The organism is Advenella alkanexedens, from assembly GCF_019132845.1.
GTDB classification, from domain to species: Bacteria; Pseudomonadota; Gammaproteobacteria; order Burkholderiales; family Burkholderiaceae_B; genus Advenella; species Advenella alkanexedens.
This window is the reverse complement of record NZ_JAHSPR010000002.1, coordinates 167,611-190,464: the sequence shown is the minus strand read 5'-3', so window position 1 is coordinate 190,464 and position 22,854 is coordinate 167,611. Positions and strand designations below refer to the sequence as shown.

Here is a 22,854-nt window from a genome sequence, read left to right as displayed (position 1 = left end):
GACAGGAACTAGGTGTTACGCTTGCGGGATGAATCGATACCCAGCTGACGCAGTTTGCGATACAGGTGAGTTCGTTCAAGTCCGGTTTTTTCGGAAACGCGCGTCATGCTGTGGTTTTCACGTACCAAATGATACTCAAAATAAACCCGTTCAAACTCATCACGCGCATCACGCAAAGGCTGGTCAAGAGTAATGTTGCCCAGCATGGAACCTTGTTGCTGAGGTGCTGCTTCCTGAACCGGTGCAGCGGCCGCAACAACAGCAGGCGCTGCGGTAAAGGTTGGTGCTGCCGGTGCTTTTACCGGGGCGGGTACAGGACGGGCAGCCGGTGCCAGACCGGCAGAAGCCAACACCTGTTTGGCATGAGGACGTGCCAGGCCAGACTGGACCGTTTTAAGAAGTTTTTGCAAGGTAATGGGTTTTTCAAGAAAATCCATGGCACCAATGCGGGTTGCCTCTACGGCAGTGTCCACCGTGGCATGGCCGCTCATCATGATTACCGGCATATCAAGCAATCCCTGTGAGCCCCATTCTTTTAGCAGACTGACCCCATCGGTATCGGGCATCCAGATATCGAGCAAGACCAGGTCAGGCCGGTATTTCAGGCGCGCTGCACGTGCCTGGGAAGCGTTTTCAGCGAGTTCCACGGTATGACCTTCGTCATACAAAATTTCAGAAAGAAGCTCACGAATTCCAATTTCATCGTCTACCACCAGTATTCTGGCCATATGTAGTCACCTATTACTAACGTACTTCAGTACTATTATTTAAATCTGATTAATCGAATTATAACCATCAGGACATGGTTTTTTTGCTTTTCTTCACAAGTCTCGTGAGTAAAATCGAGATACGGGCACCCCCTTCCTTGCGATTTGAAATGTCAATTTTGCCGCCATGCTCTTCGATGATTTTGCGAACGATTGCCAAACCAAGACCTGTGCCGTGCACCTTGGTTGTTACGTATGGTTCAAACGCATTCTGTAAAACCTGTGATGTAAACCCACAACCCCGATCCTCGATCATTATTCTAACCGCTTCACCTTCATCGCTGGTACCTGTTGCGACTTTTGTGAGCATGGTCTGAATGGTGATGCCTGGTTCGTCTCCGTCAAGCTCCATATCAGCCATGGCATCCCGGGAGTTGGCCATCAGGTTGTTCAGCACCTGACGCAGCTGGGTCGGATCAGCCTCGACCTCTGGCAGCATGGCATCAAGTTTCAGGCCCACCCGCCGGTTCAGCGGTTCTTCGGCATGATTTCCTTCGGGGTCCCAGCCATACAGCAACGCAAGATCCGTTATTAAAGCATTAATATTAACGTGTTGCATCTGTGCAGGCGGTGTTCGGGCATATTCGCGGAAATCATCCACCATTTTTTTCAGTGAAGTAACCTGATTCACGATGGTATTGGTGGAACGGATCAGCATATTGGCATCGGCCTCTTCCAGTTTGTCGGTCAGCTTCATGGCGAGCCTTTCAGCCGACAATTGAATGGGCGTTAGCGGATTCTTGATTTCATGGGCCAACCTGCGTGCCACCTCTCCCCAGGCCACCGCCCGGTTGGCAGAAATGACCTCGGAAATATCATCAAATACAACCACGTAACCGGTTTGGCGACCATCCACCCGCAGCCGCGTGCCACGCATCAATAGCGTAACCGTTTTCTGATCGCCTCCCGATTCCGCACCAATGATGATTTCGATTTGTTCCTGCCAATAATGGCGACCCGAACCCACTGCCGCGTGATTGGAAAAAGCCTTGCGGATGTCCTGCGTGAATTCGATCAGGTTATCCACCACTTCCAGCGGCCGCCCCGGCACCGAACGCAGGTCTTCATTCAGGATGGTCTGGGCACCCTTGTTCACGGTCGTGACATTAAAGCGCTCATCAAACACAATCACTCCCGATGACAGGCCCTCCATCACGCTTTCCAGATACACATTGGAACGCTCCAGCTGAAGACGATTCAACTCCACCTGTTTGCGAGCCTCATCAAGCTGATGCGTCATCATGTTGAACGAGCGTGTCAACTGCCCCACTTCATCCTTGGCATCGGGTTCGGGTAACGGGCGGTAATCACCAATTGCCACGGCCTGTGTACCTTCAGCCAGATTCAGCAGAGGTTGAACCAGCTGACGGGCAATCGCCAGCGCCACACCGATAGAAGCAAATACCGTTAACAACAAGGCCATGGTCAGGGTTATGCCATACAGATTGCGAATGCCGGTCCGGGACAACGCCAGCTCTTCGTAATCACGAAAACCCTGTTGCACCTGATTCAGGTGACTGCCCAGACTCTCGGGAACCAGATGGGTCAGCTGCAGCCAGTACGGTTCAGGCGCGGCGCCCAGTGGCACATCAAACCGGAAAGAATGGGTAAACACGGGCACAATAACCCGAATCCTGAGCTGAGGGTTTTCCGTATCAGCGTTGCCGGTGTCTTCGGCGCGGGCATATTGTCGCGTCAGCTTGAGCTGGTTCACAATACTGGCCGGCGGCATGGAGGGCAACAAACTGCCAAAATTTGACGTGGAAAATGCCACAACACGATTACCCGCTGCTGAAAAAACCAGAGCTTCACCAACACCATTAGCCTCACGCAATCGCGTCAGTTCCATCGGCATTTCCTGCTCGGATACCCGTGACAGATCACTGGACATGGCTTTTGCCCGGGCCAGCAAATCTGCCACCTGACTGTCCAGCGAAGCCCGCCCAAGGGCCAGCCCCGACTCAAGTGCCCGGTCAACCTTGACATTGAACCATGACTCGACAGAACGGGACATGAACTGTACCGACAGCAAATAAATAACCACCCCTGGAATAATCGCCATCACGGCAAAGGCCATGGCAAACCGGGAGGTCAGGCGGGCACCAAACTTTTTCTTGCGCAATTGGCGCACCAGCCGCCAGGTAAGTGTTGCGACCCAGATAAACAAAGCCAGGGCCAACACGCCATTAAGCAGCAGCAGCAAATCAAACTGCTGGGCAAAACGCGATGTGTTCCCGGTTGATCCAACCAGCAAACCCAGCAAAACAAATGCCGCCAACACAATGATCATGAAGCTGATTTTCACCAGCCATGAAATCAGGAGCTGGGTTTTATGTCCGAAACTTTTAAGGTGAAATTTTTCCATGGAGTTGATAATGACCAGGCACTGCTGTTGAATGCATTAATCTGAAAGGGCCTCGGAAGCAATGAGGTATCCAGTTTCAGGCGTAATCTACCTTTATAGTTAATGGCGGGATCAAGCTGGTCGAGATCATTGATTGGCCAGCTTTCAAGGTTAATAATATGCTGCAGGGAGTCGTCCAGCGACAATTCTGGAATGGAGTGCTCTCCGTAACTGATTCGCCACTGACGCAACAGCGCATTGTATTGAATACGCCAGGTATGCTGCTGCGTCAATTCTGTTTTATCAAACCATAAGCGCTGTGGCTTAAGCACTTCCATATTGATGGTGAAATAAAGCGGCACCCCTTTTTCAGCGGCATTGCGCACTTCCTCTCCAAGGTTTAAGGAAATACTGGCCGACAGGGTATAGTTCTCTTTTTCCTTGTCCAGCTCAAGGGATTCTATCCAGGCATCGGGCTGCGCCTGCTGAAACTGATGGGCATATGAAAACCACACTGGTAACAGCAGGAAAACGGCTAAAAACGACCACATGAAAATACGGCCAAACCATTGAAATCCAGATTGAGAAAAAACATCGTCCTTCAAATTTCTTTACCCACGCTTGCCTGATACCGGTTTTTTACGGAACAGGGCATAATAAAAACCGTCATGCGGCGCAACACTGCCCGACTGCTGCGCCAGCGGCAGAATCTGTCCAGGTGCACCCAACCGCTCGGCGTCTGCCAGCGACATTTCCAGATAACGAGCCTGCTCCTGTCCTTCTATGGGAAACAATGAACAGGTTACATAAAGCAAGTAACCGCCCGGAGCAACCGTTTGCCACAAAGCCTGCACAATTGTTCTTTGCAAGGTGGCGGTTTTGGTCAGGTCAGCCTCTTGCCTGAGCCATTTAATATCGGGGTGCCTGCGCACAATCCCCGATGCAGTACAAGGCACATCGGCCAGCACCAGGTCAAACGACATGCCATCCCACCACTGCGACAGGTCGGCGGCATCGGCAGCGTGCAGGTGCACATGCGGACCATCCAGTTTCAGGCGGGCCAGGTTTTCTTCCACCCGGGCAAGCCGATAACTGTCCACATCAAGCACGGTCATGTCTAGATCGGCCAGTTCAAGCATATGGGCTGTTTTACCGCCCGGAGCGGCACAGGCATCAAGCACCCGCATCCCGTTGTGTACCGGCACGATTTCACCGGCCAGTTGTGCGCCGGCATCCTGGACCGACCACCAGCCCTGATCAAATCCCGGTATTTGCTTAACCGGCATGGCCTGCGCCAGCACAAGACCGGCATGCCCGGTTTCATGCGCCTCAATACCATGCTCACTGAACAGCCTGTGCAGGGCCTCACGACTGATTTGCCGTGTATTCACACGCAAGGTCATGGGGCCTGGTATGGCCGCTGAGGCCAGAATGCCCTGCCACTGCTCGGGATACGCCTGTCGCACCTGATGAATCCACCATTTGGGGAAACCCCATTTCACCTCACTGCGTACGGCAATGGCTTGCATTAACGATGCTTTATTACGCAGAAAATTACGCAGACAGGCATTGACAAGCCCCTTGAATGAGGCGGTTTTTTTGTGCTTTTCAGCCGCCTTGACAGCCTGGTTCACCACTGTATGTGCATCATAAACTGGCACATGGCGCGCCCTGTTCCGTTCCTCGTTTTCATCAACCGCCAGCAGGCATAAAGCCACCACCAGCAAAGACTCAAGCAGGCGATTGGGCGCTTTTTTATCCAGCAGCAGCTCGCTTAAGGCCTGGCCGGTTGCCAGCTGCCGCATGACATAAAATGAAACCGACTGCACCGGTGCCCGCAACTCATCAGGCACCTCCTGCAGGGATTCGGTTAAAGAACGGCCTGCCAGGACGTCACGCAAGCAGCCGGCACAGGCAAACAGAACATCAGACAAAGCAGGCGCGACAACGGAAGAGGTCATAAGGAAACAGACAAAAAATAAACGGACAAATCCAAGTGTAACCCGCCTTGATGTTGATTTAACTGATTTTTCCGCCCTTTCCCATGTTAAATCTGAAGAAAAAAACCAGATAGTCAGGATTTGAGATGCCGGTCAAAAAAATCCAGTGAGCGTCGCCAGGCCAGACTGGCGGCTTTTTCATCATATCGTGGCGTTGTATCGTTATGAAACCCATGATGCACATCATCATACATGTGCATTTCATAAGTCTTGCCGTTGTCCTTCAGGGCTTTTTCAAAGGCGGGCCAGCCGGCATTGATTCTGTCATCCAGCCCGGCATAATGGATTTGCAAAGGTGCCTTGATCGCCGCCACTTCCGATGCCGGTGGCTGGGCACCATAAAATGGCACAGCCGCAGCCAGATCGGGCATGCGTACCGCCAAAATGCCAGCAACGCCACCACCATAACAAAAACCAATCACACCCAGCTTCCCGCTGGACTCGGGATGGGCTTTCAGGAATTCGGCCGCCGCCACCATGTCTTCAGTCCGCTTGCCCGGATCCAGCCTGGCAAACATTTCCCTGGCCTTGTCTTCATCACCGGGATAGCCGCCCACCACTGCCAGGGCATCAGGCGCAAAAGCCAGATAGCCTTCAAGCGCCAAGCGGCGCACCACATCTTCTATATAAGGATTCAGGCCACGGTTTTCATGGATGACCACCACCGCTGGCAAGGGCCCGCTGGCGTTAGCCGGGCGTGCCAAATACCCTTTCATGGTGCCATTGCCTTTGGGAGATGGATATTCGACATATTCCGCCTTGATCCGGCTATCATCTTTGGCTACCTGCTGGGCCCAGGCAAAATTGGGCTGCAGGCTGTCCAGAATGGCGGCAGCGGTAACACCCCCAACGGCGAAACGGGCACTGCGGTTTAAAAACTCACGGCGGCTGATCAGGCCATGCACGTATAAATCAAAATCCTTCAACACCGCGGGCGAAAAATCACTTGTTTTTTTACGTTCCATAACAACTGCCTCTTTCAAAAAGGGGGTTGATAAAACAAGGTTTTTTACAGTTTACGTTGAATGGGGCCTGAACGGAACGGATTTTCCAAAAAAAAGTTAAAATGCTGATTTTAAAAGTATTGTTGAGCCCCGCTCCTTCAAAAGGTATTGTTTTTTATGTCCAACCCCAAAGTCGGTTTTGTCAGCCTTGGCTGTCCCAAAGCCCTGGTCGATTCTGAACGCATTCTTACCCAGTTGCGTACTGAAGGCTATCAAATTTCCCCCTCCTATGAAAATGCGGATGTCGTGGTGGTAAACACCTGTGGCTTCATCGACAGCGCCAAAGCTGAATCGCTGGAAGCCATTGGGGAAGCACTTGCCGAAAATGGCAAAGTCATTGTGACCGGCTGCATGGGTGTGGAAGAAAATATCATTCGCGATGTGCACCCCAGTGTGCTGGCGGTAACCGGCCCCCAGCAATATGAGGAAGTGGTGCGTGCCGTGCACGAGGCTGCCCCACCCAATCTGGAGCACGACCCGTTTACCGACCTGGTGCCACCACAAGGCATCAAGTTAACGCCCCGCCACTACGCCTACCTGAAAATATCCGAAGGCTGCAACCACCGCTGCAGTTTCTGTATCATTCCATCCATGCGTGGAGACCTGGTCAGCCGCCCGGTTGGCGATGTCCTGGATGAAGCCCAGCGCTTGGTCAATGCCGGAGTGAAAGAAATCCTGGTGATTTCCCAGGATACCAGCGCCTATGGGGTAGACCTTAAATATCGCAGCGGTTTCTGGAATGGCCGCCCGGTTAAAACCCGCATGACCGAGTTATGCAGCGCCCTGTCAGAAATGGGCGTCTGGGTTCGCCTGCACTATGTGTACCCCTATCCCAGTGTTGATGAAGTTATTCCCTTAATGGCCGAAGGTAAAATACTGCCCTATCTGGACATTCCTTTCCAGCACGCCAGCCCGCGCATTTTAAAAGCCATGAAACGCCCGGCATTTGAGGACAAAACCCTGGCCCGCATTAAAAAGTGGCGTGAAATCTGCCCTGAACTCACCATCCGCTCCACCTTTATCGTGGGCTTTCCCGGTGAAACCGAAGAAGATTTCCAATACCTGCTTGACTGGATGAGTGAAGCCCAGCTTGACCGGGTTGGCTGCTTCCAATACTCGCCCGTCGAAGGCGCACCCGCCAACGAATTGGCCGACCCTGTTCCTGATGATGTCAAACAGGATCGCTGGGAACGCTTCATGGCGCACCAGCAAGCCATTTCAGCCGCTCGTCTGCAAACGAAAATCGGCAAGGAAATTAGCGTTCTGGTTGACGAAATTGACGAAGATGGCGATGCGATTGGCCGTTCCAGTGCCGATGCCCCCGAAATTGACGGTTGTGTTTACCTAAGCAGTGAAAAAACGCTGAAACCGGGCGATCTCGTGCGCGCGGTAGTGACCGATGCCGATGAATACGACTTGTGGGCAGACGTCAAGTAATGAACAGACTTCCCAAAATTATTGCTTTCGATTTCGACGGCACCCTGGCCAATACCTTGCCCTGGTTCGATGAAATCCTGAGCAGTGTTGCACAAAAATATAACTTCCGGGATCCATCAGCCGAAGAAAAAGCCCGTTTGCGCAGTATGGAAGCCGGCGAAATCTTGCAAACACTGCAAATTCCTTTCTGGAAAGCACCCGCTATCCTGATGGAGTTCCGCCAGCGCATGCAAGACGCCTCTCCCAATATCGAACTGTTTGACGGTATTCCCGAGGCTCTGGCGCAGTTGCATGCCAAGGGATACCCAATGGCAATCCTGAGTTCAAACAGTGAAATCAATGTCCACCAGATTCTTGGCGCAAATGTACGCTACTTTCATGAATTCCTGTGCGGTACCGATCTTTTCGGCAAACCGGCCAAATTGGGCAAACTGCTGGAGAAACACAATCTGTCCCCCACCGAATGCCTGCTGATTGGCGATGAGCTGCGTGATATTGAAGCATCTCGCAAAGCCAACGTCATGGTTGGCTCGGTCACCTGGGGCTATAACAGCCTTGATGCCCTGCAACAGGAACAGCCCAACTTTCTGTTCACCTCACCGGCAGATATCGTTAAGGCGTTAACTTGAGTGCCAGACACACGTTCACACGCAAACGTTGAATCGTGCGTGACTCGTAGGCGTTCCCACGCTGGAGCATGGGAACGAGGACGAGGACACACACGGAACCCAGACTCGTCCCCATGCTCCTGCGTGGGGACACAGACCCACCTGGCCCATTCAGACTCGTTCAGACTCGTTCCCACGCTCTGAACTGCCCCCCAATGTCCAGTCTCGTTCCCACGCTCTGAACTGCCCCCCCAATGTCCAGTCTCGTTCCCACGCTCCTGCGTGGGAATGCAGATCATGGCCTGAACACTATATATCTTGAGTAAATAAACCCAAGTACCAGGCTGGTGCCTGAAAAGGCGGCCAGGGTTATAACAGGTAAAGCACCCAAGGCATCAGCGCCCCATCCCACCAGGATGGACAGCGCTCCCATGAATGACACAAACAATAAATAACGCCTTAAACCGGCATTGGACTTGAACGTAAACTTGGCGTTGGCAAAAAAACTGAAGGTCACGGCAACGCAAAAAGCCACAAAATTGCCTGTAGCCTGGCTGGTACTGAAAACACGGTACACCAGGAAAAAAACACCCCAGTGAATCAGGGTATTCAGCACCCCGGTCATCAGGTATTTTGAAAACAAAACCCCTGTTTTACGGCGGTTCAAGGTTTCCATCCCGTTACAAAAACCGCGACCGGCTGTCGCTTGCCACCGGCCTTTTGCAGTTCAAGCAAACGCAATACGCCCTGCCCGGTGGCAATATCCACCCCGTCAGCGGTGGCACGTAATACCGTACCAGGTTCTGCGCTGGTGTTTTCATTTAACGCCACCGCCTGCCACACCTTGACCGGGTCTTTCAGGCCGGGCAGCTGCAGGGTTGCCCCTGGCACCGGGTTAAAGGCCCGAATACGGCGGGCAATGGTTGGGGCATCCTGCTTAATATCAATGGGCGCTTCGGATTTTTCCAGCTTGGCCGCGTAAGTCACCCCTTCTTTAGGCTGGGGCACAGCCTTGAGTTCACCCGTACCCAGCTTGCCCAATACCGCGGTAATGCATTCGGCACCCATTGCAGCCAACTGGTCATGCAGCACGGCAGCGGTCTGATCGGTAATATCGATACGCTTCTCAAGCAATACGTCGCCAGTATCCAGCCCGGCATCCATTTGCATAATCGCCACCCCGGTTTGCGCATCGCCGGCCTCGATAGCACGCTGAATAGGTGCGGCACCACGCCAGCGTGGCAACAGACTGGCATGAATATTCAGGCAACCATATTTGGGCAGATCAAGCACCCACTGGGGCAAAATAAGCCCATAGGCCGCCACCACCATCACATCAGGAGCCAGCGCCTGCAATACCTGCTGCGCTTGCCGGGCCTCATCAGGATACTTGCCGTCAAGCCGCAGGCTTTGGGGCTGCAGCACCTGCGCCCCTTGCGCCAGGGCCTCTTGCTTGACCGGGCTGGGCGTTAATTTCAGCCCCCTGCCAGAAGGACGATCGGGCTGGGTCAGCACCAACGGGACCTCGTGTCCAGCGTTGACAATCGCCTCATAGGCCAGACGGGCAAACTCGGGGGTACCGGCAAATATAACTCGCATAATTACTTATCTTCCTGCAAACAATCCTGAATGATAACGATTTTAACTCACTACATGCCGTAAATTCTGGCCATCAACGCTTATCTTCAGTGGATTCAGTTAAAGTAAGGGCAATCAGTATTTCTTTCGGCACAGTCCAATATTATGAGCCAATTTCCCCATTCCGACCCTAAACACAACGCTTCGGCTGGTCACCATCCCACGGCCAAAAAACCGAATGCCACCCTGACCCAAAACAATGAGCGTGTCAGGGTAGCCCGTATCAGCACCTGGGTCAGTGTTGCCGTTAACTTTAGCCTGTCAGTCTTGCAAATCATTATTGGCATTATCGCCCATTCACAAGCCTTGATTGCCGATGCCGTTCACACCCTGTCAGACCTGGCATCGGATTTTGCCGTGCTGTTTGCCAGCAAACATGCCAATAAGGCGCCCGATGACAACCACCAATACGGACACCAGCGTTTTGAAACCCTGGCCGCCCTGGGTATTGGGGTTTTATTGTTACTAGTGGGTGTTGAAATGATCTGGGCAGCGGCCGAAAGCGTACAAAGCGGCAAGCCTATTGCCCAGGTACACTACACTGCCCTTATCATTGCCTTCGCCACGCTGGTTGGCAAAGAGCTGCTATTCAGGTATTTGCTCACACAGGCCGAAAAAGTGCGCTCGTCCATGTTGGTGGCCAATGCCTGGCACTCGCGCTCCGACGCTGCCTCATCCCTGATTGTAGCCATCGGAATTCTGGCCAACATGCTTGGCTTTACCTGGGCCGACCCGGTTGCCGCCCTGATCGTGGGCCTGATGATTTCACGCATGGGTCTTAAATTCATCTGGTCTACCCTGAATGATCTGACAGACCGCTCGGTAGATGCCGAAACCTACCAGCGCATTCACGACAAACTGGTCGGTACCCCCGGCCTGCTGGGCATTCATGACCTTAAAACCCGCAAAATGGGCGATATGATCCTGGTGGAAGTACACCTTGAACTGCCCGCCAACATGACCATTGCCGAAGGACATGAAATTTCCGAAGAAGCCTGTCGACGGGCGATGGTGGATGAAGATATTTTAGATATCACCACCCACTTCGACCCGCACTAAAATGTCGGGCAGGCACAATCCAAAGCGGGCTTGCCTGCCAGACATTTGCCCCGCCCTTCAAGACAAGGCAAAAAAAATAAAAGATCAGGCGCACACCGCGGCCCGCTTATTCACCAGGGCCTTGCCGGCACGGCTGGCATTGGGACGTTTCAGGTAATCGGAAATCCACTGTCCGGTGGTAATAACGGCATCCAGGTCAATGCCGGTTTCAATGCCCATGCCCTGCAACATGTACAGGACATCTTCGGTTGCCACATTACCCGTTGCTCCCTTGGCATAAGGACAGCCGCCAAGACCAGCCACCGATGAATGGAAAATTGAAATCCCGGCCTGCAGGGACGCATAGATATTGGCCAGTGCCTGCCCGTAGGTATCATGAAAATGCCCGGAAACCTGGCGAGGGTCAACCTTTTCGGTCACTGCCGACATGACCCGGTAAACCTGGGAGGCTGTGGCAACGCCAATCGTATCTGCCACATCAATTTCATCACAGCCCAGGGCAATCAGGCGCTGGGCCACGTGCACCACCGATTCAACCGGCACCTCGCCCTGATAGGGGCAACCCAGCGCACAGCTGATGCTGCCACGCAGGCGAATGCCGGCCTCTTTGGCCGCTCGGGCCACCGGCTCGAACCGGTCAATCGATTCATCGATGGAACAGTTGATGTTTTTATGAGAGAAAGCCTCGCTGGCCGCACCAAAAATAACCACTTCATCAGCCCTGGCCGCCAAAGCACCTTCAAAACCGCGCATATTGGGCGTCAGCACTGAATAAACCGTGCCTTCCCGGCGTTTGATGGCTTCCATGACCTGGGCGCCATCCGCCATTTGCGGTACCCACTTCGGTGATACGAAAGAAGTGGCTTCTATATTCAGAAAACCGGCATCGCTCAGCTGGTTGACCAGCGCTACCTTGATATCGGTAGGGACGAACTCTTTCTCATTTTGCAAGCCATCGCGTGGGCCTACTTCTACAATTTTTACTTTATCCGGCAATGCCATGACTGTCTTCCTTCCTTTAGTTTGCTCATTTTAAAAATAATCACTCAGGGCCATAAATGGCTTTTTTCAACTTTTCATTATAATCTGAACCACCTAACGCACACGCTGATATCGACCATCATTCAAACGCACAATATAAGCGGCCAGTTCCAATGCCAGCAACTGGCTACTGACTTCAGATACGCCAATACGCAAATCGCTCACCAGCTCATCCAGACTTAAAGGCTCAAACCCCATCCGCTCCAGTAGACGACACTGTTCGGGGTCAGGAACAAAACCATCAGTCTGGTCTGTTATCGTACCCGTGCCCTTACCTCTGCCCTTTCCCACCACCCTCTCGATTCCCGTATCGGCTGTCAGCTTATTTGCCGGGATTCCAGCAAGCTCTTCCTGGATATCCATGGCCGTTTCCACCAGTTTTGCTCCCTGGCGGATCAGGGCATGACACCCTCGTGACAAGGGGGAGTGAATTGAGCCCGGAATCGCGAACACCTCTCGCCCCATTTCTCCGGCCAGACGGGCAGTGATCAATGAGCCGCTTTGTTTGGCGGCTTCCACCACCAGCACCCCTTTGGACAAACCCGCCACAATCCGGTTGCGGCGCGGAAACTGATGCACTACGGCCGGCGTGTCCAGTGGCAGTTCTGACACCAGTGCCCCCTGTTCGCGAATGCGCAGGGCCAGGTTCTTGTTGGCAGCCGGATACAGGCGATTAATACCCGTGCCCATCACGGCAATCGTGCTGCCCGACCCTGCCGGTGCCTGAAGGGCACCTTCGTGAGCAGCGGCATCTATGCCATGGGCAAGCCCACTGACTACACACCAGCCCTGCCCAGCCAGGTATTTGGCAAAGGCACGGGCATTGTCGCAGCCACCCATCGTGGCATTACGGGCGCCCACCATGGCAATGGTCGGCATGGCCAACACCTCGGGACGGCCATCCACGTATAACAAAACAGGCGGATCATGCGTATCGAACAGGGCTTTCGGGTACAAAGGGTCGGCCAGCGTGAGAATGTAATGCCCGGGCCGGGCCAGCCACTCGAAGGTTTTCTGGATTAATCCCTGAATGTCAGGCTCAGGCTCTGCTGCCAGCTGCAACGCCAGTTTTTGTGGCAAATATTTCATGAGCTGGCCAACCGAAGCGGCAAACACCTGCTCTGGCAAACCAAAAACCGCCAGCAGCTGACGTGCCGTTACGGGACCCACGCCCGGCTCAAGGGTCAGCCTTAACCAAGCCTGCAATTCTTCTTGGGAGCGCATCAAAGACATTTGAAAAACAAGAATGAAATAAACATTATCTTACCGTGCCAGCAGAACGGAAAGGGCCGTACCCGTACACCCACTTGAAATATGACATTGTGCCACCATTTACGATAAAGAAACGGAAAAACGGACAATTTGGTCTGCCTGGCACTCACAAAGCACATTTGACTGCGCCTGCCCTGCACGGAAAATCCCCCGTGTAAAGCAGGGTGGTTATTATTAGTGCACAAAAATTGCCTATAATATTGATATTGCTGATATGTCTTTTACTTGAACCCACATTTTATTCTATGGCATTACTACCTATTCTTCATTTTCCCGATCCACGTTTGCACAAAGTGGCCAAACCTGTTGAACAGGTGGACGACCGAATTCGCCAGCTCGTCAAGGACATGGCTGAAACCATGTATGATGCGCCCGGTGTGGGCCTGGCGGCCACCCAGGTTGATGTTCATGAACGCGTTGTGGTTATTGACATCTCGGAAGAAGGCAACGAACTTCGCGTACTGATCAACCCGGAAATCATCTGGAAAAGCGATGACACCCAGGTTTACGAAGAAGGCTGTCTGTCAGTGCCGGGCATTTACGACAAAGTTGAACGCGCGGCCCAGGTCAGGGTAAAGGCGCTGAATGAAAAAGGCGAAGAATACACGTTTGATGCCGATGGCCTGCTGGCGGTCTGCGTCCAACATGAGCTGGACCATTTGATGGGTAAGGTTTTTGTTGAGCATCTTTCAAGCCTGAAACAAAACCGCATCAAGACAAAAATCAGGAAACAGGCTAAGGAAAAAGCCTGAAAAAAGGTTGGCCATGGCCAACCTTTTTTCCATATACGTCAGGCGTATTCTGACAAAACCACCGTCATTACAATAAACGCATCAGACCACTTCTTCAAACTTCAAAGACATGAACCCCTCAAGGGAATCATCCTTGATTTCCAGCCAAGGTTTTGGGAGTTTGGCCCCCATTGTCCCGGTAATGGTTGAACGATAAACCTTATTGCGAAAACCCATGATGTCGGCTTTTCTTTTTTATCTTCCTGCCATTGTTTGAACAGATCGGCCTGCTGATGCACGGGAAACTCGGGATAGTCGGTAGCACCGACCAGATCATCAATATAACTGGCCTGGAAATCAATACATTCGCCATCACTGCCTAACTGCCCGTGACGATGCAGCCAGGCATCCATGTCTTTACGGCGATCTGCCTCATCAGGCAATTGGATTTTACCCATGATCACGTCACGCGCATGCGGGCACTAAACCAGGGCCTTTTCACATGCCCTATTCAATCCAGCTTTCACGTGCCGCAGTCATATTACCCATCATGAAAGCAAGGTTGGCTGCCGCCACCTGAGAGGCAGTTCTCGCATCCATGCGGGCTTGTTGTGCATCGAGCAGTGCCGTATCGGCAATGGTGACTGCCGTCAGGGTACCCAATCCCTCGCGATAGGCTTCAAGCGCACCATCGTAAGTTGTCTGCGCGGTTCTGACCAGCTCGGAAGCGGCCTGATGACTGGCCAATGCCGTACGCAGCATATTGGACGCCGCAATGATTTCCCGCATGGCGGCCTGCTGGGATTGCTGAAAAACATCAGAAGCCTTGTCGGCCTGAATGCGCGCATCATGTAAACGGGCCGAACGAAGGCCGCCATCAAATATCGGGATTGTCACGCCCAGGATGACATTGCTTGAACTGGTTTGCTGCTGCAGGCTAGGTAAACCGCGCACGTCAAAGTTGGTCCGGTTAGTGGCAGCCACTGCCCCCAGATACACCTTCGGCAAAAATTCGGCCTCGGCGGCGGTAATCCCCTGCTCACTGGCTTTCATGGCCGCATAACTGGCCAGCACATCAGGACGCCGGGAAATGGCCAGCCTTATGGCCTCATCCGTTAACATCGTATTGGTACCAGGCAGCGTATTTTTTTGCGGTGCACTGATTTTAATATGCATGTTTGCCGGCAGGCCTGCCGCTGCCAGGAGAGCCTGATATGCAATTTGCTGATTGCCTTGCGCTGTCACCTGTCGCAACTTTGCCTGGGCCACTTGCTGATTGGCCTGGGAAGTTTCCAGCACGGTGGCCAGGCCGGCCTTGCGACGCGCTTCAACAGCATTGGCAATTTGGCGTGCATTTTTCAGGGCCTGATCGGCCACCTGTATTTGCGCATTCGCCCCGCCATACTGATAATACGCATGTGTCACTTCATGAATAATTTTCTGATGCGTACCATTGAACAGGACATTGGCCGCAAAAGAAGCTTGCCGGGCGCCTTCAGCAAGCGCACTGCGTTGTCCGAAATCAAAAATCAGCCATTCAAGCGCCAACGCTGGCACGACACCGTTCAACTCGGTATTGATACTTCGATTACCCGGCAGCAAAGGAAGCGGTGTATGCGTCTTTTGCCAACCACTAATCACGTTGGCGGACAATCGCGGCAAGAAAGTTGCTTCAACCAGACCAACCGCCAGGGCAGCCTGCCTGGCCCGGTTCCAGGCCAGGCGCGTATCGGGATTTTCCCGCTGGGCAATATCTATCAGCTCGGGCAAACCATAAGCCCGTTTACTGTCAATGGTGGGGGCCGTCGGCAACACGGACACCTCGGGCAAGACAGGCACGCCAAAACCCGACGGCACCTCGGGACTGCCAGATGTCATAGCAGAAACAACAGGATCTTTCGGAGACGGCTTCCATGGTTTATCGGGTGAGGCCGGTGCCAGCGTCAGGGCATCGCTGGCACAACCGGACAAAACCATACACATTGCCAAAACAAGACCCGGCTGCCTTAAGGCTGGATTAAATCGGATAGGAAAAAGTGCCTGTTTAATCATCCTTAACTCTTGCTTAGTAATTGCTTCATTTGATCAATCTCATTCAGGGCACTGGCAGTGGCAGAAGAAAGACCGGGCTGTTTGAACACCACAACGGGACACAATGCCTCTGCACGCACAATCAAGTCTTTCAGGCGGGCGATGGACGCATCATCCAGCCGTAAATTTCGTGGTTCGAACATTGACAAACCCAGGGCCTCCCGGGCCTGATGCAAGGTAGCCACCACTTTAGAGACATCATCCATGGTCACCGCTTGCATGTGGCTTGAATCCAAAATTTTCGTGAGTCCATCCAGGGCCTCATTGAGCTTGTCATTGACCGTAGAGGCAATGCCAAGCGGCCAAACCCGGGTGAAAATCAGATACATCACCAGATTGCCCAACAAAATACCCACCACCCGGTCAGATGCGGCAGACATCTGAATATCAGGACCAAAGCCCTGCAAAATGGTTAACAAAAATGCCAGGCCAATTTGAATACCTGCATACGCAATCCGCTCGCTGCCTGCTGAGACCCACCCGGCCACCAGAATACCGGCAAAAACCAACGCCATTAATGAACCGATACTGGTCATGTGGGGAATCAGGAACAGGATGGAGGCCACGCCCATGGCAGCCCCAATTAAGCAGCCAATGATACGCAGCGTTAATTTATGTACCGTTTCGGCGGTGGTTCCCAGCGCAGCGACATAACAGGTGATCATGGCAGTATGGATACCCTGCCAGTCGATCGCTGCATAGACCAGATAACTGATAATGGCGGCCGCTGTGGTTTTAAGGGCAAATCGCACATAATTGGGATTGGTAAGCGCGTCCTTGAAAAAAAATGGAACTTTAGCGGCTCGCACCACCGGCAAGGCACAACGTCCCAGAAGCGTATCAAGCGCCTGTCTGGCGGCTTCTGCAGGCTCCGCTCCATACGTGATACTGACCTCAGAAGCAGTATTGGGCGGATATCCTTCTGCCACAGCCCGGGCAGCCAAACGACATTGCGCCGCCAGTTCAACGCGTTGCTGCTCAGGCAGGTTGCCCGCCAGCATTGTAACGGCCAGCATCAGGCGATACGACTCATCAATCGCAACCTCCAAATAACGGTTTTGAGCGGTAGAGACCAAATGCAACAGTTTGATATTCCCCGCGCGTTTTTTCAGGGCTTCATTTCCCTCGTGCAATAGCGCATGCAAATCATCAACGGCCGTTGCCTGCTCAAGCACCTGCCCCGCCATTTCAAACCTTTGCACCAATTCTGATTTCAGCAAGCGTACCGCCGAACGACCCAGAAACAGATTGAAGCCCACAATAATGCCCATGGGAGCTACCGTCATCAACCAGGCATAAAGCAAGGCGCGCGTGGCCGCCTCGCCAAAAGGCACATAGCCAATCAAAGTCATGGCAAAACCCACCACCAGGGCAAGCACACTGCCAATTTCCCCCAACTGGCTCGCAGCGCCCAGATACAGGAAGAAAAAAGAACCAACGGCAATCACCACCAGACGCCACATGGGGTAATCGATCGTCCAGCGAACCAGATAAAGCAGCATGACCACCACCAGTGCCACCAAAATCGTCAAACCAATCGCCATTAAGCTATTTTCGGCACTATCGGGTTTCATCAGGAACAGGATCAGGTAGCATCCGATGGCCGCCAACGGAATACCGTAAGTCATGAACACAAAGGCTGCCAGCGCACATTGGGCGGCAACCCGCCAGGCCATCGCCAGGCGCCCGTCAAAGGGTCGCAAATCATGTTTTGCGGTATTCAGGACGACCGGCCAGAAGCGATTAGCAGTCGTCGTCATGTTTTTTTACCACCACGACCGCCGATGCGCCAACACGCAACAGGTTTTCAGGTGCGTCCCCCAGACGCACCCGAACCGGGAAGCGTTGAGCCACCCGTACCCAGTTCAGGGATTTTTGCACAACAGGCAAAATACGAGGCAACTCAATCATATCGGTGGAATTCACGCCCCAGCCGATGCTGTCAACCTTTCCCTTGATGATCACGGAAGGATCGGCAAGCGCATAAACCAGCGCACAGGCATTGGGCTTGAGTTCCATCAGCTCGGTTTCACGGAAAAAAGCGGTGGCATACCATTGTTCGGTATTAATCAGGGTGAACAAGGATTGGTCGGGCGCGACATACTCACCGGATGATACCGACAAGCCCACCACCAGTCCGTCATGGGGAGCACGAACCTGCGTATCGGCCAGCGCACGCTGGGCAATAGCCAACGCGCTTTGGCTGACCTGGACCAGGGCATCGGCCGCTTCCAGGTTCCCAACCAGGCTTTCTGCCGCCCGCGCCTGGGCCTGGGCCTGCCTGAGACTGACTTGGGCATCGCGGTGCAGCGTTCTGGCGTCATCCACCTGCTGGGTGGTCACAAAACCCTTCTTGTTCAGGGGAATCAGTCTTTCCAGTGTTTTTTCGGTCAGGTTCAGGTTTGAAAGCGCACGCTCTACCTGTTCATTGGCAACGGTCAGGTTGGCACGCTCGGCTTCAATCTGCCGCCGTTTCGCATCCCGGGCTGCCATGGCTGACTTGAGTTCGGCTTCAGCCTGCTCCACGCGCAAACGGTAAACCGTTGGATCCAGGGTATACAGAAGATCGCCACGCTTTACCCTGCCGTTTTCAACCACATAAAACTTCTCGACCCGGCCCGGTACCGGCGTACTAATATTCACGACATCGGCCTGCAACATGGCATCTTCCGACAAGGGGCTGTTCTGCCAGTAATAATACAGGACCAGCGCAACGGCAGCCACGATAATGATGGCTGCTACCAATCGTGCCACAATTTTATGCTTGTTGGAGGAAATGGGATGACTCATGAATCAGGTAGAAAAGAATGACAGCGAGGTGACAATGGCAATAATGAGTGCTACACACAGGTAGACCAAAAGGCGAAGTGGCAAAACATCGTCGAGCTGCAGGTAAACAAAAACCACCCGGACCAGCACTGCTCCGATGATGCCAATAAAAGCGCAAAGCAGCCAGGAAGGAAAATACGAGCCGAAAGCATAAACAGACGGTGCATTTGAGCAACCCGAGAGCATCGCTGCAAGCAGCCAAGTCATAATATGAGGCATGCTTACAGACCCTATGACGGCAAATGGGAAAAATACAGATTTGTAAAAGACATCAGGCGCACTAATCGTCAATGTAACATTTGATCACGATATAGTCCCACAACCCTATCCAACTGTCAATCTGCTTATCGTTAATTGACAGTCGCCTGATGCCGGGGTGACAAAACCGGCATCGCACCTGCAATGCCGGCTCCCGGCCATATTAGCGATTACTCATATGACCTTACATCATCAATGACCTTGCCGTCATTGGGTAGCAATCCGGGCTTTTCAAACACGATTTCCGCCCGCAGCTTGGTGATATCGCGCACGGCATCCACCAAAGACTGCCTCAAGTCATCAGACACGGCATCGGGCGCCACTTCAACCCAAAGGCTCATCTGGTCATGTCCCACTGCGCCACTAACGACCAGCCGCGCCCGCTGGACCTGGGCAAACCGCCGGGCCACCATCGCCACCTGTTTCGGATGCACAAACATACCCCGCACCTTGGTGGTCTGGTCTGCCCTGCCCATCCATCCCTTGATACGCTTATTGGTTCGACCACAGGCAGACGGGCCGGCAATAATAGCCGACAGGTCACCGGTACCAAAACGCACCAACGGATAATCGGGATTAAGCGTAGTCACCACCACTTCACCCACCTCACCGTCTGGAACCGGCTCATTGGTGCCTGGACGCACGATTTCCAGAATGATATCTTCAGCCACGACCAAACCGTCACGCGCAGGGGTTTCGTAGGCAATCAACCCCAGATCGGCAGTCCCATAAGCCTGATAACCTTCTATGCCCCGGTCGGCAAACCATTTCTGCAAAGACGGTGGAAACGCCTCTCCGGAAAAAAGGGCCCGCTTCAGGGAAGGCAAGGCTACCCCCATGGCATCGGCTTTTTCCAGAATCAGGCGCAGGAAACTGGGCGTTCCCGTGTAGCCATCAGGTGCCAGATCGCGAATATTTTGCACTTGCATCTCAGTTTGCCCGATACCGCCGGGGAAAACCGTACATCCCAGCGCATGAGCACCGGTTTCAAACATGGAGCCAGCTGGCGTAAAGTGATAAGAAAAACAGTTGTAAACCAGCATGCCTTGACGAAAACCGGCCGCAAACAGGGCACGTCCAAAACGCCAGTAATCACTGCGCGCGCTTTCCGGCTCAAAAATCGGCCCGGGCGAGGCAAACACCCGCAACGCCTGCCCCCAGCCAATGGTGGAAAAACCACCAAAAACACGGTTTATTTCATCGCCCGGCTGCCTGGCCAGACCCAGCATAGCAGCGCGCGCATCCAGTTGCCGCTCGAGCAACTCGGATTTGCGAATCACCGGCAAACCGGCCAGGGCCATACGGTTATGCACCCCCTCCACCTCAATGCCCCGCAACTGATCGGCAATGGCTGGCGCCCGTTCCACCGCTGTTTTCAGAGCCTGAGGCAAAGCGGTAAACAAAGCCTGTTCACGTACATCGGCATCGCGATGCTCCAATACATCAAAAAACTCACTCATGATTGCTCCTAGGCCAACCAACGTTTGCGGCGACGATAAAACTTGGTATCCCTGAAACTTTTGCGATCACCACTTTCAATGCCCAAATAAAACTCTTTGACATCTTCATTGTTGGCCAGCTCATCGGCCCGACCATCCATCATGACCCGGCCGCTTTCCAGGATATAGCCATAGTCGGCATAACGAAGGGCAATATTGGTATTTTGCTCGGCCAGCAGGAAGCTGACGCCTTCACGGGTATTCAGGTCACGGACGATCTCAAAAATCTCTTCCACAATTTGTGGTGCCAGCCCCATGGAGGGTTCATCAAGCAGAATCATTTTGGGATCGGCCATCAGGGCACGGCCAATGGCCGCCATTTGCTGTTCACCCCCCGAGGTATAACCGGCCTGGCTGGCACGACGTTGCTTCAGGCGGGGAAAATACTGATACACCATATCCAGCGAAGCGGCAATTTCCCCCTTGCTATCGGTTCGGGTATAGGCACCGGTCAACAGGTTTTCCTCGATGCTCAGGTGCCCGAAACAATGCCGCCCTTCCATGACCTGGATCACGCCACGCCTGACCAGATCGGCAGGCGTCAGGCTGTCAATCCGCTCTCCTTTGTAATGGATATTTCCCTTGGTCACATCACCACGCTCGCTTTTGAGCAAGTTGGAAATGGCACGCAACGTAGTGGTCTTACCGGCACCGTTGGCACCCAGCAAGGCCACAATCTTGCCCTCGGGAACCACCAGCGATACCCCACGCAACACCAGAATAACGTGGTTATAAATAACCTCGATACCATTCACATCTAATAAGGCCTTTGGTGCCTCTTGTTTCGTTTCCATACAGATTTCCTGAATTCAGGTGGGAAGCTGCACTCACACACGCCGGTTACCCCATATGCACAATACGGCAACCGGGCATGCAGCCTCCCGAAGCACAACAATTTACTTACGACTCGGCAGCGCAATCACGCGGAGTGATTTTTTTCTCACTGGCATATTTCCCGGCTTCGGATTTGACCAGCGGATCCACATATTGCTTATCAGACTGATACCAGTCGGACACCACGTTGAACTTGTTGCCATCCCACTGTATGATGCGGGCCCAGTCATCTCCCATATGGTTCTCGCAAGAGGTTTTTACCGGACGCAACATTTCATCAAAGCCCAGTTCCCTGAGCCTGTCTTCGGTCAGGTTCAGGTTCTCAAAGCCCCAACGAACCTGTTCAGGCGTCATGTGCTGGCCTTTGCCGAATTTTTCCTGGGCTGCGCGAATGGCTTCCACCTGCAACATGGAAATGACCATGCCACGGTTATAGGCCAGTGAACCTTTGGTATCTTTACCAGACTCCAGGCCCTTATCGTACAAATGGGCTTTCAGATCATCGTAGATCTTGCCTTTGCTTTCACCCGTATTATGAATGGTGATGGCGTTATAACCTTTGGCAACCTGACCCAGATCTTTCACATCGCCTTCGGAACCGGCCCACCAAATGCCATAAATCTTGTCACGACCATAGCCCGTAGACTGTGCCTCACGAATAGCCGTCGGCGTCATGATACCGGCACTCCACAAAAGGACGTAATCAGGACGTTTCTGACGAATTTGCAGCCAGGTTGATTTTTGTTCCACGCCCGGTGCCGTGACCGGATACAGTTGCAACTCAAAACCATTAGCCTCGGCACGGGCCTTTAAAAGAGGGATGGGCTCCTTGCCATACGGAGAGTCATGATAAACCAGGGCAATTTTCTTGCCCTTGAGCTTGTCTTCCCCACCCAGCTTCTTGGCAATATCCTGAATCATCACATCGGCCGCAGTCCAGTAAGTACCCAAGAGCGGGAAATTCCACTTGAACACGGAGCCATTGGCCGATTGAGACAGACCATACCCGACGGTTTCAATCGCCACTTTGTCGACCGGTGCCTTGTCAGACACGGCAAAAGTAATACCGGTAGATTGCGGGTCAAAACCGGACGCGCCACCCTTGGCATTTTTCAGACGTTCATAACACTCAACGCCACGGTCGGTCGCGTAAGCGGTTTCACACTCCTCAAAAGCCAGCTTGACACCATTTACACCGCCATCGCGCTCATTAATCAGTTTCAAATAGTCAATCTTGCCATCGGCCCATGGAATACCCAATGGGGCAAATGAGCCTGTACGATAAGTAAACAGGGGCACAAACTGTTCTTCTGCCGCCTGAACCTGCAAGGGAACAGTCGCCAAAACGCCACTAACTGCCAGGGCTGCCGTAATGGATTTGAAGCTTAATTTCATATCGGTCTCCTCCGAAGAAATTGATACATGCTGTTTTTTATAAATGA

General features: G+C 53.1%; 21 protein-coding genes. 4 read left to right on the top strand and 17 right to left on the bottom strand.

The genetic code is table 11. The features are described 5' to 3' along the window. Positions 1-8: 8 nt before the first annotated feature. The 5 genes from KU392_RS03340 to KU392_RS03320 form a co-directional block, all read right to left on the bottom strand. A complete protein-coding gene (locus tag KU392_RS03340; protein WP_217734564.1) occupies positions 9-728 on the bottom strand; it encodes a response regulator in 720 nt (239 codons plus the stop codon). Positions 729-795: 67 nt separating this feature from the next. Further along, positions 796-3,084: a sensor histidine kinase gene (locus KU392_RS03335; protein WP_169293654.1), complete on the bottom strand. Its 2,289-nt coding sequence runs from the start codon at positions 3,082-3,084 to the stop codon at positions 796-798. Then, positions 3,084-3,662 carry a DUF4390 domain-containing protein gene (locus KU392_RS03330; protein ID WP_217734563.1) on the bottom strand — a complete coding sequence of 193 codons (579 nt, stop codon included), beginning with the start codon at positions 3,660-3,662 and terminating at the stop codon, positions 3,084-3,086. The genes KU392_RS03335 and KU392_RS03330 overlap by 1 nt, the downstream gene beginning before the upstream one ends. A gap of 60 nt (positions 3,663-3,722) precedes the next feature. Beyond that, positions 3,723-5,072 carry a 16S rRNA (cytosine(967)-C(5))-methyltransferase RsmB gene (gene rsmB / locus KU392_RS03325; protein WP_217734562.1) on the bottom strand — a complete coding sequence of 450 codons (1,350 nt, stop codon included), beginning with the start codon at positions 5,070-5,072 and terminating at the stop codon, positions 3,723-3,725. 113 nt (positions 5,073-5,185) lie between these two features. After that, positions 5,186-6,076, bottom strand: coding sequence for a dienelactone hydrolase family protein (locus KU392_RS03320; RefSeq protein ID WP_217734561.1), 891 nt, complete (start codon positions 6,074-6,076; stop codon positions 5,186-5,188). A 156-nt stretch (positions 6,077-6,232) separates the two neighbouring features. On the opposite strand from KU392_RS03320, the gene rimO reads away from it, so the two are divergent. Together rimO and KU392_RS03310 are read left to right on the top strand one after the other, a co-directional pair. Further along, positions 6,233-7,552: a 30S ribosomal protein S12 methylthiotransferase RimO gene (rimO, locus tag KU392_RS03315; RefSeq protein WP_217734560.1), complete on the top strand. Its 1,320-nt coding sequence runs from the start codon at positions 6,233-6,235 to the stop codon at positions 7,550-7,552. Continuing rightward, positions 7,552-8,181: an HAD-IA family hydrolase gene (locus KU392_RS03310; protein WP_217734559.1), complete on the top strand. Its 630-nt coding sequence runs from the start codon at positions 7,552-7,554 to the stop codon at positions 8,179-8,181. Before rimO ends, KU392_RS03310 begins: the two co-directional genes overlap by 1 nt. Positions 8,182-8,455: 274 nt before the next feature. Here KU392_RS03310 and KU392_RS03305 read toward each other — a convergent pair whose 3' ends face one another. Both KU392_RS03305 and fmt read right to left on the bottom strand, forming a co-directional pair. Then, on the bottom strand, positions 8,456-8,836 hold the full coding sequence (locus KU392_RS03305) for a GtrA family protein (protein WP_217734558.1): 381 nt from the start codon (positions 8,834-8,836) through the stop codon (positions 8,456-8,458). Next, positions 8,824-9,759, bottom strand: a complete 936-nt coding sequence (gene fmt, locus KU392_RS03300) for a methionyl-tRNA formyltransferase (RefSeq protein ID WP_169293469.1) — start codon at positions 9,757-9,759, stop codon at positions 8,824-8,826. The genes KU392_RS03305 and fmt overlap by 13 nt, the downstream gene beginning before the upstream one ends. Positions 9,760-9,903: 144 nt before the next feature. On the opposite strand from fmt, the gene KU392_RS03295 reads away from it, so the two are divergent. Further along, the gene (locus tag KU392_RS03295) at positions 9,904-10,857 is read left to right on the top strand and encodes a cation diffusion facilitator family transporter (RefSeq protein ID WP_169293468.1); all 954 of its coding nucleotides are present in this window, start codon (positions 9,904-9,906) and stop codon (positions 10,855-10,857) included. A gap of 84 nt (positions 10,858-10,941) precedes the next feature. On the opposite strand, the gene KU392_RS03290 is transcribed toward KU392_RS03295, so the two are convergent. Then, on the bottom strand, positions 10,942-11,859 hold the full coding sequence (locus KU392_RS03290) for a hydroxymethylglutaryl-CoA lyase (protein ID WP_169293467.1): 918 nt from the start codon (positions 11,857-11,859) through the stop codon (positions 10,942-10,944). Positions 11,860-11,952: 93 nt separating this feature from the next. Further along, on the bottom strand, positions 11,953-13,131 hold the full coding sequence (gene dprA, locus KU392_RS03285) for a DNA-processing protein DprA (protein WP_217734557.1): 1,179 nt from the start codon (positions 13,129-13,131) through the stop codon (positions 11,953-11,955). A gap of 284 nt (positions 13,132-13,415) precedes the next feature. On the opposite strand from dprA, the gene def reads away from it, so the two are divergent. Then, positions 13,416-13,922 (top strand): peptide deformylase, encoded by a 507-nt coding sequence (gene def / locus KU392_RS03280; RefSeq protein ID WP_217734556.1) that lies wholly within the window; start codon positions 13,416-13,418, stop codon positions 13,920-13,922. 101 nt (positions 13,923-14,023) lie between these two features. On the opposite strand, the gene KU392_RS03275 is transcribed toward def, so the two are convergent. From KU392_RS03275 to KU392_RS03240, 8 genes are all read right to left on the bottom strand, one after another. After that, complete coding sequence (locus KU392_RS03275; RefSeq protein ID WP_217734555.1) at positions 14,024-14,359, bottom strand: hypothetical protein; 336 nt, start codon at positions 14,357-14,359, stop codon at positions 14,024-14,026. Positions 14,360-14,408: 49 nt separating this feature from the next. Continuing rightward, positions 14,409-15,878, bottom strand: coding sequence for a TolC family protein (locus KU392_RS03270; RefSeq protein ID WP_217734554.1), 1,470 nt, complete (start codon positions 15,876-15,878; stop codon positions 14,409-14,411). Between the two features lie 77 nt (positions 15,879-15,955). Next, the gene (locus KU392_RS03265) at positions 15,956-17,752 is read right to left on the bottom strand and encodes an FUSC family protein (RefSeq protein WP_217734553.1); all 1,797 of its coding nucleotides are present in this window, start codon (positions 17,750-17,752) and stop codon (positions 15,956-15,958) included. Beyond that, on the bottom strand, positions 17,736-18,746 hold the full coding sequence (mdtN, locus tag KU392_RS03260; protein ID WP_287811266.1) for a multidrug transporter subunit MdtN: 1,011 nt from the start codon (positions 18,744-18,746) through the stop codon (positions 17,736-17,738). Before mdtN ends, KU392_RS03265 begins: the two co-directional genes overlap by 17 nt. Positions 18,747-18,785: 39 nt before the next feature. Continuing rightward, positions 18,786-19,028: a YtcA family lipoprotein gene (locus tag KU392_RS03255; protein WP_246587266.1), complete on the bottom strand. Its 243-nt coding sequence runs from the start codon at positions 19,026-19,028 to the stop codon at positions 18,786-18,788. Between the two features lie 221 nt (positions 19,029-19,249). After that, a complete protein-coding gene (locus KU392_RS03250) occupies positions 19,250-20,539 on the bottom strand; it encodes a phenylacetate--CoA ligase family protein (RefSeq protein ID WP_169293461.1) in 1,290 nt (429 codons plus the stop codon). A gap of 8 nt (positions 20,540-20,547) precedes the next feature. Next, positions 20,548-21,372 carry an ABC transporter ATP-binding protein gene (locus KU392_RS03245; protein ID WP_169293460.1) on the bottom strand — a complete coding sequence of 275 codons (825 nt, stop codon included), beginning with the start codon at positions 21,370-21,372 and terminating at the stop codon, positions 20,548-20,550. A 106-nt stretch (positions 21,373-21,478) separates the two neighbouring features. Further along, positions 21,479-22,807, bottom strand: a complete 1,329-nt coding sequence (locus KU392_RS03240) for an ABC transporter substrate-binding protein (RefSeq protein ID WP_169293459.1) — start codon at positions 22,805-22,807, stop codon at positions 21,479-21,481. Positions 22,808-22,854: the final 47 nt, after the last annotated feature.